The following is a 12,916-nucleotide window of genomic DNA, read 5'->3' as shown; positions in this document are numbered from 1 at the left end:
TCCGACGAAGTGAGGACGACCTGACCGTGAGCAAGGTTCCCGACATCACCCTGAACAACGGCGTGACCATGCCGCAGCTCGGCTTCGGCGTCTGGCAGGTCCCGGACGACGAGGCCGCCACCGCGGTCGCCACGGCCCTGGAGGCCGGCTACCGCAGCATCGACACCGCCGCGCTCTACCGCAACGAACACGGCACCGGCCGCGCCATCGCCGCGTCCGGCCTCCCGCGCGAGGAACTGTTCGTCACCACCAAGCTGTGGAACACCGACCAGGGCCACGACAACGCCCTGCGCGCCTTCGACGCCTCCCTCGGCAAGCTCGGCCTGGACTACGTGGACCTCTACCTGATCCACTGGCCCGCCCCGGCCCGCGGCCTGTACCAGGAGACCTGGCGCGCGCTGGAGAAGATCCACGCCGACGGCCGCGCCAGGGCCATCGGGGTGTCGAACTTCCCGGTCGCCCATCTGCAGCGGCTGCTCGACGAGGGCGGCGTCGTACCCGCCCTCAACCAGGTCGAGCTGCACCCCCACCTCCCGCAGGGCGAACTGCGGGCCTTCCACGCGGGTCACGGCATCGCCACCGAGGCCTGGTCACCGCTCGGCCAGGGCCGCGGCCTCCTCGACGAGCCGGCGCTCGCCGCCGTCGCCGCCAAGCACGGCAGGACCCCGGCCCAGGTCGTCCTGCGCTGGCACCTCCAGCTCGGCAACGTCGTGATCCCCAAGTCCGTGACCCCGTCGCGGATCCGCGAGAACATCGACGTCTTCGGCTTCGAGCTCGACGGCGAGGACCTGGCCGCGATCGACGCCCTCGACGACGGCGGGCGCCTCGGCCCGGACCCGTTCTCCTTCAACTGACGTACGCACGCCGCGGGGCGGCGGCCCGGCGGGCCGCCGCGCCCGGGCGTGCTCAGACGTCGCCCGCGACGACCGGGTAGTGGTCCGAGTAGTCGTCGAAGGTGTAGGTGGTGCCCCAGCTGGTGACCGACCACCGCGGGGAGTGCTCGTCGAGCACCCGGTTGTCCCAGCGCGCCGGGCGCGCGTGGCCGTTGCGCAGGAGCGCGTGGTCCAGGCGCTGCGCGGGGTCGTCGGGGTAGCGGTCGTGGGCGACGGAGTTGGTCGCCGGGTCGAAGCTGTCGGCCGGGCCCGGGGCGGCGTCGGGCGGCGCCACGTCCAGGTCGGCGAGCATGCGGGCGTACTCGGCGCCGCCCGCGTCCGTGTTGAGGTCGCCCGCGACGACCACCGGCTCGGCCGCGGGGATCGCACGGGCGTCGAGGAAGGCGTCGATCTCCCGGTTCTGCGCGGCGCGCACGCTCGCGGCCTCACCGCTGCCGCAGGCGGAGTCGTCGGCCTGGGTGTGGGTGCCCACGACGTGGACCCGGGTGCCGTTCACGTCGAGGACGACGTAGACGAAGCCCTTGTTGGAGAACCAGTCCGCGCCGCACGCGTCGCCGTACACGTGCTGGACCCTCTCCAGGATCGGCCACTTGCTGAGCACCGTCACCCCGCCGTCCTCGGGCGTGAGCGAACTGTACGCGCCCTCGGTACGGTCCCAGCCGCTCCTGGACCGGCCCAGCACCGGGGTCTGGTAGGGGTAGCGGCCCCTGAGGTTCGCCTGCAGCCGGTCGGACGCCCCGTTGTCGAACGCCTCCTGGAAGACCACGACGTCGGCGCCCTGGACGTAGCCGGAGGCGGCGATCAGGTCGGCGCGCTCCAACTGGCCCCAGTTGGGGTAGAGGGTGCGCGGCAGCATCATCACGTTGCTGGTGACCAGGCGCAGTTGGGGTGCGGCGGCGGTCGGGGTGGGGGCCGCGGCGGCGGTTGCGGTGCCGGCGGACGAGGCGAGGAGCAGGACGAGGGCGCAGGCGGCGGCTCTGCCGTGTCTCACGGGCTCTCCTGGAGTCGGGTGGAGCTCGGTCGCGGGAACAGCGTGAGACTAGGGGCAGCCGGTTACCGCCGGGTAGATGGCGGGCGGCTAGCCTACGGGCGTGCTGGACTACGAGGAGCAGGCCGCGATCTACGACGCCACCCGCGGCGGCGTCCCCCGGGCCGAGGCGGCGGCCGGCGCCGTGCTCGGGCTGATACCCCGCCCGGCCCGTACCGTGCTCGACATCGGCTGCGGTACCGGCCTGGTGACGGCCCGTTACACCGGCCGGCCCGGGCTGCGGGTGCTCGGCGTCGACGCCGCCCTGGCCATGGCCCGGCTCTCCGCCGGCCGGGTGGGGCCCGGGATCGTCCAGGGGGACGTGCACCGGCTGCCGTTCGCGACCGCCTCGCTGGACGCGGTGACGGCGGTGTGGGTGCTCCACCTGCTGCCGGACGCGGCCGCGGTGATCGCCGAGTGCGCCCGGGTGCTGCGGCCCGGCGGGGTGCTCGTCACCACCGTCGACAAGGACGCCGGGCACGACGTGGGCAGCGACGTCGACGCGCTCCTCGCGCCGTACCGCACCCGGGAGGCGTACGACGCGGAGGAACGGGTGGTACGTCAGGCCGCCGCGCACGGCCTGCGCCCGGCGGGCGGGGCCCGCTTCACCGGCCACGGCCAGGGCCGCGCCCCCCGCGACCTCGCCACCCGGATCGCGGCGGGCGAGTTCGCCTCCGCGCTCTCCCTGCGCGCCGGCGACACACAGACCCTCGCCGCACGCCTCGCCGCCCTCCCCGCCCCGGACACCGCCCGCCCCGACCCGGTCTACCGCCTCCTCGCGCTCACCAAGGACACCCCTACAACGGCGGCTCGTTGAGCAGTTCGGCCGGCAGGTTTCACGACGGCACCGGCCCCCGCACCTGGGTTACGGTCGGGGCATGACGACGACCACGGCGGGTGTGGGGACGCTGCTGCGCGGCTGGCGGGAGCGGCGGCGCGTCAGCCAGTTGGAACTCGCCCTGCGCGCCGACAGCTCGGCCCGGCACATCAGCTTCATCGAGACCGGGCGCTCCCGGCCCAGCCAGGGCATGGTCCTGCGGCTCGCCGAGCACCTCGACGTACCGGTCCGCGAGCGCAACGCGCTGCTCATCGCCGCCGGTTACGCCCCCGCGTACCCGGAGACCCCGTTGGGCGACCCCGCGATGCATCCGCTGCGCGAGGGCCTCGACCGTCTCCTGGCGGCCTACGAGCCGTACCCCGCGCTGGTCCTGGACGGCATGTACGACGTCGTCGCCGCCAACCAGGGCGTGGGCGCCCTGCTGGAGGGCGTCGCCCCGCACCTGCTGCGGCCACCGCTCAACGCCATGCGCGTCACGCTCCACCCCGAGGGCATGGCACCGCGCATCCGCAACTTCCGCCAGTGGCGCGGGCACCTGCTGGAACGGATCGAGCGTCAGATCAGGATGAGCGGCCACGAGCCGCTGCGCGCCCTGTACGAGGAGCTGACGTCCTACCCCGCCCCGGCCGGCCACGCCGAGGGCCCCGCCGCGCCCGCACCGGGGGACGACTCCGAGGTCTTCCCCTTCGCCCTGCCGATGAGGATCGAGCACGGCGACCGGGTGCTGTCCTTCATCTCCACCGCCACCACCTTCAACACCCCCATGGACGTGACGGTCTCCGAGCTGGCGGTCGAGACCTTCCTGCCCGCCGACCCGGAGACCGCCGCCGCCCTCCGGGCCCTCACGCCGGGGGCAGCCGGTCCAGGAAGCCGCTGACGGAACGGATCCGGCCGTCCTCGGCGAGCGTGATCACGTCGGAGCCGGCGATCGGCGCGGCCCCGGCCTCCGCACCGGCCGGTCCCAGCTCCCAGGCGAAGCGCGCCACGTCGTGGTGCCCGTCCACCTCCCCCACGGGCGTGAACACGAACCCGGGGAACCGCTCCCCCACCCCGGCGATCAGCGCCCCGATCGCCTCGTACCCGGCCACCTGTGCCAACGGGTCGGTGTACGTGCCGTCCTCCACCCACGCGGCGGCCACGGCCTTCGCCCGTGCCTCCGCGTCCGTGGTGCTGTTCCACGCCTCGAAGTAGCAGGCCACGGCAGCCTCGTAGCGGTTCTGCGACATCACGGTCCTCCTCGTCCGAACGGTCTGGGCCCGGCCGGACGGGGTGGAGTGCGCCACCCCGCCCGCCCGGTACGACCACCCTGCCCGTGCCGCGGGACGGGGTCGATTACGCGGGGGGTAATGGCGGGGCGGCGAGCGCCGCCAGCATCTGCTCGGGTGCGGTCAGAATCGAGAAGTGGCCTTCGCCGGGGTGGACGTGAAGGCGGGCCCCGGGGATCGCGGCGGCGAAGCGGCGGCCGTGCTGGAGCGGGACGGTGGTGTCGGCGTCCCCGTGGTGGATCAACGTGGGCACCCTGATCGATTCGAGGTCGAAGCCCCAGGGCCGGGTCAGCACCCGCAGATCCTGCGCGACTCCCCGGCTGCCGTGGTGGAACGCCTCCCGGTAGTTGGTCACGAAGGCCTCGCGTTCGTCCGGCTGGGCGAGGGCGAGCCGGTCGCTGACAGGCATCTCGCTGGTCGCCAGACGGACGAACAGCACTGGTTCCCGGCGCGCGAGCGTGGCCAGGCGGCCCATGAACCAGCCGCCGAAGGCCGGAGCACACCGGGCGATCTGCAAGGACGCGCGCTGCCCGGCCGCCATGCCGCGGGTGGGCCAGGCGGGCGGACCGAGGGGCGCGATGAGCAGCAGGCTGCGGACACGGTCAGCCAGCTCGGACGCGCAGGCGGCCGCGAACGCTCCGCCGCCCGAGACACCGAGCAGGGCCACCGAGCCGACGTCCAGTGCGTCCAGGACCAGGGCGGCTTCCGCGACCCAGTCAACGACCCGCGTCAGGCGACGGGTGTCGGTGCCGCCGATACCGGGGCGGTCCGGGGCGATGAAGCGCAGTCCGAGCGCGTGGGCCGCGCCCGCGAAGCCGTGCACGGCCAGCCGTGAGTCGGCCAGCCCGTGGCAGAGCAGCACGGCAGGCGCGTCGGGCTCCCCCAGCACCTCGACCGCGATCACCCCGCCGTCTGCTCGACGCAGTTCCACCCCCACATCGTCCCTCGTGACCCTGATCTGGGGGCTGCCTGATCGGCTTTCCGGGCGAGACGGTACGGGGAGGCGGGGCGCCCGGCCCGGCGGGTACGCTGCGACCGGTCATGCGTCGTCCAGCGGCCCAGGACGCCGTACGCGGGCTCGCCCGATGCGGTACCCCGGTTCGGATCCGGGCGATGGCCACCCCGGAGTGGGGCGGGACCTCCGATCCGGGGAAGGCGTGGGGATGGCGTACGACCTGCGGGCGTTGATCGCCGGACAGGCGGTGCTGGCTGCCGTGGTGCGGGAGCTGCCCGGCGCCCGGGCGGCGTCGATCGGGCAGGGCCTGTCGCTGCTGCCGTTGACCGACGCCTTGCTCGGTCCCGTCGCGGACGGCGAGGTCGGCGGAGCCGGCGGTTCCGGTTTCTCGCCGTTGCCGGAAGGGCTCGAGAGGCGCCTCGCCGGCTGGTCGGCCGCTGGGCCGGTGGCGTACGTGGAGGCCGAGTACTTCGGCGGTGTGGGCGAGCAGCGAGCTGCCGTCTGGGACGGGGGCACCCTTGTACTGGGACCGCTCGATGTGGAGGAGGGCCGGCCCTTTCCGCCTGCGGGCAGTCCGATCTCCCAGGCGCTGCGGCGGTTGGGCGTGGTGGCCGGCGGCGGTGAGGACGAGTTCTCGGCCGTGGGGCTGGACCGGCATCGGTGCGGCGAGGACTGGATCGGCTGACCCGGCACCTCGGCGATGTGGCGCCGTGGGGCATGTCCAGGCCTCTGGGGGGAAAATGCGCGGGCGTGCCGATCGCCGCTCTGCTAGCTTCGCCTGCACGTGACGTCGCCGGAGGAGGTGAGACCCATGAACGCGGTTCCCCGTGGGTGCTCCCCCCTGCCGTCACGGTCTGGCGACTGACGTAGGTGTCGCCGGGAGCGCCTCGACAACCAGGCACTCCCGAAAGGCAACACCCATGCATTCCCTGCAGTTCACCGCCGAGTCGTCGTCGAACGGCGTGCTCGAGCGCGACTTCACCGTGGCCGGGGTCCCCGGTGTCCTCTGGTCGCCGGCCTCCCGTAGAGAGATCGCGCCCCTGGTCCTGATGGGCCACGGCGGCGGCAACCACAAGAAGCACCCGGCGATGTCCGGCCGGGCGGAGCGCCTGGTGACCGGCTGCGGCTTCCACGTCGCGGTCCTCGACGCACCCGGGCACGGCGACCGGCCGCGCACTGCGCACGACGAGGCGGAGGTCGCCGAGCTGTTCCGGGCGCGGGCGGCCGGCGAGCCGGAGGGCCCGGTCGTCATCCGCTACAACGACCACTTGGCGGAGCTGGCCGTCCCCGAGTACCGGGCGCTCCTGGACGCCCTCCAGGAACTTCCGGAGATCGGCGCCGGCGGGCCGGTCGGCTACTGGGGCATCAACATGGGCACCGCGATCGGCGTGCCGTTCGTGGCGGCCGAACCCCGGGTCACGGCGGCGGTCTTCGGCCAGCACTGGCCCGACGTCCTGGCCGCGAAGGCGCGGCGGATCACCGTCCCGATCGAGTTCGACCTGCAGTGGGACGACGAGCACATCTCCCGCGAGGAGGGTCTCGCGCTGTTCGACGCCTTCGCCTCGAAGGAGAAGTCCCTGCACGTGAACTCGGGCACGCACAAGGAACTGCCCCGCTTCGAGGCGGACAGCGCGGTCCGCTTCTTCGCCCGGCACCTCGGCGCGGCGGTCACCGCCTCGGCGTGACCTGCGCGGTCGCGGCGTCCGGCGGGCCGTCCGGGCGCCGCGACCGCGCCATCCGGCCGTGCGGGTACGCCCGGGCGCGTCACGCGCAGCCCGTGCTCGCCGGAGAGCCGGTGGTCCTGCGGGACGCGCCGCCGAATGTCTCACGATCCGGGACGGAGGCGTCCGTTCCGTGGTCTTGACTCAGCAGTAATTGGCAGCCCACGTGGCTCTTTTTTACCGTTTGCATGTAATTGTTCCAGTTGTGGCGACGAGCCCCTCTGGAGGCAACCATGACCGAACTTCCCTTCGAACAGGACGTCAGGAAGCTGGCGTCCGAGGTCTCGGGCCAGGTGCTGACGCCCGGGGACGAGGAGTACGCCGCCGAGTGCGCGAGAGGGAACCTGGCCGTGGCGCACCATCCACAGGTGGTCGTGGGTGCGGCGACGGCCGCCGACGTACAGGCCGCCGTGCGGTTCGCCGGGGAGCACGGGCTGCCGGTGGGAGTGCTGACCACCGGGCACGGGCCGTCGCTGCCGATGGACCAGGGGGTGCTGATCACCACGCGGCGCATGAACGGGGTGCGCGTCGACGCGGGCGCCCGAACGGCGCACGTCGAGGCGGGGACCCTGTGGGGACCCGTGGTCGACGCGGCGGCGCGCGAGGGCCTCGCGCCGCAGGTGGGGTCGTCACCGTCGGTCGGCGTGGTCGGCTACACGCTGGGCGGCGGACTGGGCATCGGCATGGCCAGGGCCTACGGCTGGGCGGCCGATCACGTGCAGGCCATGGACGTGGTCACCGCCGACGGCGAACTGCGCCGGGTCGCGCCGCACGAAGAGCCGGACCTCTACTGGGCGCTGCTGGGCGGCAAGAGCAACTTCGGCGTGGTGACCGCCATGGCGTTCACGCTGTTCCCGGTGACGCAGCTTTACGCGGGCAACCTCTACTACGCCGGGGAGCACGCCGAGCAGGTCCTGCGCGCCTACCGGGACTTCACGGCCGACGCGCCGGACGAGGTCACGTCCTCCCTCGCCCTGATGCGGATGCCGGACGTGCCGTTCCTCCCGCAGTTCATGCGCGGCACGCTCACCGTGAACGTCCGCGTCTCCTGCCTCGCGCCGGCCGCGGAGGGCGCCCGGCTCGTCGCGCCGATGCGGTACGCGGCACCGCTGCTCGCGGACACGGTGACGGAGATGCCCTTCGCGGACTGCCTGGGCATCGTGCCCGACGGCCCCGAACCGTGGGCCGTCGTCGAGCACTTCGCCGTGCTGGACGAGCTGACCCCGCAGGCCGTCGAGGCCGTCCTCGACACCGCGGGCCCGGACGCCGAGACGCGGATCGACATCGTCGACGTGCGGCACCTCGGCGGCGCGCTGGCCGCGCCGTCCGGGACGCCCAACGCCGTCGGCAACCGGGACGCCGCCTTCGCGCTGCTGACGCTGACGTTCGTGGCGCCCGGCGAGGCGGCGCGAACCGCCGCCTCGGGCACGGAACTCACCGAGCGCGTGTCGCCCCGGCCGGGCGACCGCAGGCACCCCGCCTTCCTGTCCCACGCGGACGCGCTCGAGGGGCGGACGCCGTCGGCGTACCCGCCGGAGACCTACCGCCGGCTGAAGGCGCTCAAGGCGCGGTACGACCCCGGCAACGTGTTCCGGTTCAACCACAACATCCCGGCGGCGGGCTGAACGCTCACCACCACGACGTGGGGTAGACCTCGCGGCGCAGCCGGGCGGAGACCATCTGCACCACGACGAGGAGCAGCGCGCCCGCGGCCAGCAGGGGGACGAAGTGGGTGGCGGACGGGGCGGTCAGCATGATCATGACGGCGGTGGCCATGGCCGGCGGATGGGGCGTCTTGAGCAGCAGCACGAGTCCGCAGGCGATGCCGCAGCCCACGACGGCGGCCCAGGGCCCGTGCCAGCCGAGGGCGAGCACGCCGAAGCAGACCAGGCAGGAGACCATGTGGCCGCCGATGACGTGGCGGGGCTGGGCGAGCGGGGATTCGGGGGTCGCGGTGACGATGGCCATCGTGGCCGCCAGCGGGGGCACGAGCACCGTCTGGTGGGTGAGCGTGCCCAGCGCCACCAGCACGGCCAGCCCGACGGAGGTCGTGACGGCCGCCGAGGCGATCGTGCGCGGGGGCAGCCGCGGCAGGTGGCGTTTGCCGCGGCGCTTCGGCGCCGGCTCCGCCTCGCCGGGTGCGACGTCGACGGTCTTGGTCGCCCCGGACGCGTCAGTCGCCATGAGGGCGACCGGTCTCGGGGCAGGACGGGGCACAGGCCCCCCGGGCACGCGGAATCAGCATGGGGACTCCTCGGGATCATCCCCGTATCCGGCCCACGGCGGCTCTTCCGTGACGACGGGGATCACGCCCTCGATCGTCGCGTCGCGGCACGTGCCGCGTCCAAGACCGCATTCCTATCGCTTGATCGAAGGCCTCTATCGAAGCCCCTGGCGCGGCCCGGCCCGAGGCGCGCCAGGCCGGGGCGGGCCGGGCCGGGGCGGGCCGGGATCAGCGGCCCGGGCGGAGGAGTCCGGACTCGTAGGCCAGGACGACGAGTTGGGCCCGGTCGCGGAGCCCGCGTTCGGCCGGCAGGTTCGGAGTGCTTCCCAGGGGCCCGGGCCCGCGTCGTCGGGCGTACCGGGCGCCGCTAGCGGACCGCGCGCACCTTGGCGATCAGCAGACCGCCGAGCAGGGTGACGAGCGCGGTCACGAGGTACAGGCCGGTGTAGCCGCCCAGGTGGGCGATGACGGGGGCGGCGACGGCGGGGGCGAGCACCTGGGGGCCGGAGTTGGCGATGTTGATGACGCCGAGGTCCTTGGCACGGTGCTCGGCGGCCGGGAGGACCTGGGTCACCAGGGCCTGGTCCACGGCCAGGTAGACGCCGAAGCCGGCGCCCAGCACCGCGGCGGCGGCCATGGCGGCGGGCCAGGTGTGGACGCAGGCCAGCAGCACCGCGCCGAGGGCCATGACGACGGCGCAGAGCCGTACGAAGCCCTTGCGGCGGCCCACCCGGTCCGAGAGCACGCCCACCGGTACGGCGGTGAGCGCCGCGCACAGGGTGTAGATCAGGGTGAGGACCAGCACGCCGGTGTCGGGGTCCTCCAGGCGGACCGAGTCGGTGAGGTAGTAGAGCAGGTAGAGCGTGCCCATGGCGTTGCCCAGGTTGATCAGGAAGCGGGTCAGCCAGGCCCAGCCGAAGTCGGAGTGGCGGCGCGGGCTCACCCACAGGCCGGCGATCAGGCGGCGCGCGTCGAGGGGCGGACGCAGCGCGCGGGACAGCGCCGGTTCGCCGAAGCGGAGCACGAAGGGCAGCGCGAGGAGGACGGTCAGCAGCGCGATCGTCACGTAGCCGGAGGCGACCCCGGTGACCACCGTGGTCGTGACGACGGCGCCGACGACCAGGCCGAGGGACTGGGTGATGCCCGTCCATCCGGAGACCTCGGCGCGCTGGGCGACCGGCACGCGGTCGGCGATGGGCGTGGTGACGCCGGCGAGCATGGCGTTGAGCCCGGCCTGGGCGAGGCACCAGCCGAGGGCCACGCCCAGGACGGTGTGCTGACCCGCCGTCACCAGGAGTCCGGCCGCCCCGGCCAGCGCGCCGCCGACGATCCACGGCCGGCGGCGCCCGAAGCGTGAGACCGTCCGGTCGGACAGGGCACCGGCCAAGGGGTTGGCGACCATGGCGACCAGCGCGCCGGCGCCGGTCACCCAGGACAGCGCGGTGTGCTTCCCCGCCGGGTCGATGTGTTCCAGCTGCAGCGGCAGCAGGATCTGGATCGGGGTCATGAAGGCCATGAAGACGGCCAGCGTGGCCAGGCTGAGCAGGGCGGTCCAGGCCGGACGGACCCGTACGACCGGTTCGGCCGACGTGGTGTCCGGGACGTGGGCGGCGTCCTCACCGGTGTGGCGCATGCGGTTCCCCCTGCAGCACCCGAGAACATGAGGTCATCTCATGTTCGCGCGAGTGTAGTGCCGGGGCGGTGGGGCGCCAAGGGACACGGGGGAATCAGGGCGCGGTGCGGCGCGCCTGCGCGATGCGCTCCCGGTACCAGTGGTACGAGGCCTTGGGCGTCCGCCGCTGGGTCGCGTAGTCGACGTGGACGAGCCCGAACCGCTGGTGGTAGCCCTCCGCCCACTCGAAGTTGTCCAGCAGCGACCAGGTGAAGTAGCCGCGGACGTCCACCCCGCGGGCGTGCGCGGCCTCGACGGCCTCGATGTGGGTGCGGAGGTAGTCGATCCTGGCCTCGTCCCTGATCTCGCCGTCCTCCGCCGGCCGGTCGGTCTGGGAGCAGCCGTTCTCGGTGATCCAGACGGGCGGGAGCGCGGCCCCGTAGCGGGAGTCGAGACCGGTGAGCAGTTCGGTGAGGCCGTCCGGCACCACCGGCCAGCCGAAGGCGGTGCGCGGGTACGGGCGGCCCGGGACGGCGACGTCCGGTTCCAGGAGGTCGAAGGGCAGGCCCGTCTCCGCCGAGGGGGCGGCGATCCACGTGGGGTTGTAGTAGTTGACGCCCAGGCCGTCGAGGGGCGCCGCGACCACGTCGAGGTCGCCCGCCCTGACGACGCCGCCCCAGGTCGGGTCGGTCAGACCGTACGCGGACAGGTCGGGATAGCCGCCGAGCAGCAGCGGGTCGGTGAACAGCCGGTTGTGCAGGGCGTCGTAGGCCGCGGCGGCGGCGTGGTCGGCGTCGGTGGCACCCTCGGGGGTCCTGACCGGGGTGCAGTTGTTGGCGATCAGCACCTGCGCGGGGGCCGCGGCGTGCGCGCGCAGCGCGGCGGCGGCGAGCCCGTGCGCCAGCAGCTGGTGGTGGGCGACGGGCAGCGCCTCCAGCATCAGGGCGCGGCCGGGGGCGTGGGTGCCGAAGGCATGGCCGAACACCATGTGGACGAAGGGCTCGTTGAGGGTGATCCAGCGTGTCACCCGGTCGCCGAGGCGCCCGGCGACGACGGCCGCGTACTCGGCGAAGTGACGGGCCGTGTCCCGGTTCAGCCAGCCGCCCTCGTCCTCCAGCGCCTGCGGGAGGTCCCAGTGGAAGAGGGTGGGCGTCGGCGTGATGCCGGCCGCGAGGAGCTCGTCCACCAGGCGGTCGTAGAAGCCGAGTCCGCGCGGCTCGACGCGTCCCCGGCCCTCCGGCAGGACGCGTGGCCAGGAGATCGAGAAGCGGTAGGAGTCGATCCCGAGGTCCTTCATGAGCGCCACGTCCTCCGCGTGGCGGTGGTAGTGGTCGCAGGCGGCCTCACCGGTGTGCCCGTCGCGGATCGCCCCGGGCCGGGCGCTGAAGGTGTCCCAGATCGACGCCCCCTTGCCGTCCTCGGCGACGGCGCCCTCGATCTGGTGGGCGGCGGTGGAGGCACCCCAGTTGAAGGAGGCGGGAAGCGGGGACATCGGGATCCTCTCCTCTGCCGAGCGCGAGAACATGAGGAAAGCTCATGTTGGGCCTCGTCAACCTACACCCGATCCGGCAGAGTGGGACCATGCAGGCACCCCCCGACCCGTCCGCCCCGCTCCGCCGCCGTCCCGTGCAGCAGCGCAGCCGGGAACGTTTCGACCGGATCCTGGACGCCTGCGCGCGGCTGCTGGACGAGGTCGGCTACACGGCGCTCACGACCAAGGAGGTGGCCCGGCGCGCCGATGTCCCGATCGGCACGCTGTACCAGTTCTTCCCCGGTGTCGACGGGCTGCTGGCCGCCCTGGCCGAACGGAACCTGGGGCACTTCGCCGACCGGCTCGCCCGCCGCGTGGAGGCCGAACGCCCGCGGCGGGTCGGGGCGATGGTGGACCTGGCGGTCGAGGAGTACGTCGCGATGCGCCGCGCCGTGCCGGGCTTCGGCGTGGTCGACTTCGGGGCGATCGGCCGCGAGGACCCCCGCAGCATCCACCTCCTGGACGCGGTGCTGGAGAACAACGCGGCCGTCGCCGACCGGCTCTGGTTCCTCGTCGGCGCGCTGCTCGGCGACGGTGACCAGGCGACCGCCCGCGTGCGGCTGCACGTCGCGCTCGAGTCGGCCGACGCGGTCCTGCGGCTCGCCTTCCGCCGGGACCCCGAGGGGGATCCAGTACTCATCGCCGAGTGCAAGCGCCTGCTGCGCGGCTACCTGGGCGGCTGACGGACACGACGGAGCCCCGCGGTGCCGTGGTGGCGTCGCGGGGCTCCGGTGGGTGCTGCCGTCCAGTGCGGCGGGGGTCAGCCCTTGCGGGCGGTGACCTCCTCGGTCAGCTGCGGCACGACCTGGAACAGGTCGCCCACCACGCCGTAGTCGACCAGCTCGAAGAT

The 12,916-nt window shown here is 73.7% G+C and carries 13 protein-coding genes; 7 read left to right on the top strand and 6 right to left on the bottom strand.

Going from position 1 to position 12,916, the window contains the following annotated elements; all coding sequences use genetic code 11:
* Nucleotides 1–26: 26 nt before the first annotated feature.
* On the top strand, nucleotides 27–854 hold the full coding sequence (locus ABZ479_RS38775; protein WP_500465965.1) for an aldo/keto reductase: 828 nt from the start codon (nucleotides 27–29) through the stop codon (nucleotides 852–854).
* Between the two features lie 52 nt (nucleotides 855–906).
* Here the strand turns inward: ABZ479_RS38775 and sph are convergent, their stop codons facing one another.
* Complete coding sequence (sph, locus tag ABZ479_RS38770) at nucleotides 907–1,884, bottom strand: sphingomyelin phosphodiesterase (RefSeq protein ID WP_500465964.1); 978 nt, start codon at nucleotides 1,882–1,884, stop codon at nucleotides 907–909.
* Nucleotides 1,885–1,984: 100 nt separating this feature from the next.
* Between sph and ABZ479_RS38765 the strand changes: the two genes are divergently transcribed.
* Both ABZ479_RS38765 and ABZ479_RS38760 read left to right on the top strand, forming a co-directional pair.
* Nucleotides 1,985–2,737, top strand: a complete 753-nt coding sequence (locus ABZ479_RS38765) for a class I SAM-dependent methyltransferase (RefSeq protein WP_500465963.1) — start codon at nucleotides 1,985–1,987, stop codon at nucleotides 2,735–2,737.
* A gap of 61 nt (nucleotides 2,738–2,798) precedes the next feature.
* A complete protein-coding gene (locus tag ABZ479_RS38760; RefSeq protein WP_500465962.1) occupies nucleotides 2,799–3,635 on the top strand; it encodes a helix-turn-helix domain-containing protein in 837 nt (278 codons plus the stop codon).
* Here ABZ479_RS38760 and ABZ479_RS38755 read toward each other — a convergent pair.
* Together ABZ479_RS38755 and ABZ479_RS38750 are read right to left on the bottom strand one after the other, a co-directional pair.
* Entirely contained in the window at nucleotides 3,601–3,984 is a 384-nt protein-coding gene (locus ABZ479_RS38755; RefSeq protein ID WP_500465961.1) for a nuclear transport factor 2 family protein, read from the bottom strand. The two genes, ABZ479_RS38760 and ABZ479_RS38755, sit on opposite strands and share 35 nt — an antisense overlap.
* A 106-nt stretch (nucleotides 3,985–4,090) precedes the next feature.
* Nucleotides 4,091–4,954 (bottom strand): alpha/beta fold hydrolase, encoded by an 864-nt coding sequence (locus tag ABZ479_RS38750; RefSeq protein WP_500465960.1) that lies wholly within the window; start codon nucleotides 4,952–4,954, stop codon nucleotides 4,091–4,093.
* A gap of 232 nt (nucleotides 4,955–5,186) precedes the next feature.
* Here ABZ479_RS38750 and ABZ479_RS38745 point away from each other — a divergent pair, with 232 nt between their 5' ends.
* The 3 genes from ABZ479_RS38745 to ABZ479_RS38735 all read left to right on the top strand — a co-directional run bounded on the left by ABZ479_RS38745 (nucleotide 5,187) and on the right by ABZ479_RS38735 (nucleotide 8,324).
* A complete protein-coding gene (locus tag ABZ479_RS38745; RefSeq protein WP_500465959.1) occupies nucleotides 5,187–5,663 on the top strand; it encodes a hypothetical protein in 477 nt (158 codons plus the stop codon).
* A gap of 235 nt (nucleotides 5,664–5,898) precedes the next feature.
* Nucleotides 5,899–6,663 carry an alpha/beta hydrolase family protein gene (locus ABZ479_RS38740; RefSeq protein WP_500465958.1) on the top strand — a complete coding sequence of 255 codons (765 nt, stop codon included), beginning with the start codon at nucleotides 5,899–5,901 and terminating at the stop codon, nucleotides 6,661–6,663.
* 269 nt (nucleotides 6,664–6,932) lie between these two features.
* The gene (locus tag ABZ479_RS38735) at nucleotides 6,933–8,324 is read left to right on the top strand and encodes an FAD-binding protein (protein WP_500465957.1); all 1,392 of its coding nucleotides are present in this window, start codon (nucleotides 6,933–6,935) and stop codon (nucleotides 8,322–8,324) included.
* Between the two features lie 4 nt (nucleotides 8,325–8,328).
* Here the strand turns inward: ABZ479_RS38735 and ABZ479_RS38730 are convergent, their stop codons facing one another.
* The 3 genes from ABZ479_RS38730 to ABZ479_RS38720 all read right to left on the bottom strand — a co-directional run bounded on the left by ABZ479_RS38730 (nucleotide 8,329) and on the right by ABZ479_RS38720 (nucleotide 12,027).
* Nucleotides 8,329–8,883, bottom strand: a complete 555-nt coding sequence (locus ABZ479_RS38730; RefSeq protein ID WP_499611557.1) for an HPP family protein — start codon at nucleotides 8,881–8,883, stop codon at nucleotides 8,329–8,331.
* Nucleotides 8,884–9,290: 407 nt separating this feature from the next.
* Complete coding sequence (locus tag ABZ479_RS38725) at nucleotides 9,291–10,556, bottom strand: MFS transporter (RefSeq protein ID WP_500465956.1); 1,266 nt, start codon at nucleotides 10,554–10,556, stop codon at nucleotides 9,291–9,293.
* 94 nt (nucleotides 10,557–10,650) lie between these two features.
* Complete coding sequence (locus ABZ479_RS38720; RefSeq protein WP_500465955.1) at nucleotides 10,651–12,027, bottom strand: GH1 family beta-glucosidase; 1,377 nt, start codon at nucleotides 12,025–12,027, stop codon at nucleotides 10,651–10,653.
* Between the two features lie 89 nt (nucleotides 12,028–12,116).
* Between ABZ479_RS38720 and ABZ479_RS38715 the strand changes: the two genes are divergently transcribed.
* On the top strand, nucleotides 12,117–12,749 hold the full coding sequence (locus ABZ479_RS38715) for a TetR/AcrR family transcriptional regulator (protein ID WP_500465954.1): 633 nt from the start codon (nucleotides 12,117–12,119) through the stop codon (nucleotides 12,747–12,749).
* Nucleotides 12,750–12,916: the final 167 nt, after the last annotated feature.

This window comes from Streptomyces sp. NPDC005722 (assembly GCF_040630935.1).
Lineage (GTDB): Bacteria > Actinomycetota > Actinomycetes > Streptomycetales > Streptomycetaceae > Actinacidiphila.
This window is presented reverse-complemented; position numbering and strand designations above follow the sequence as displayed.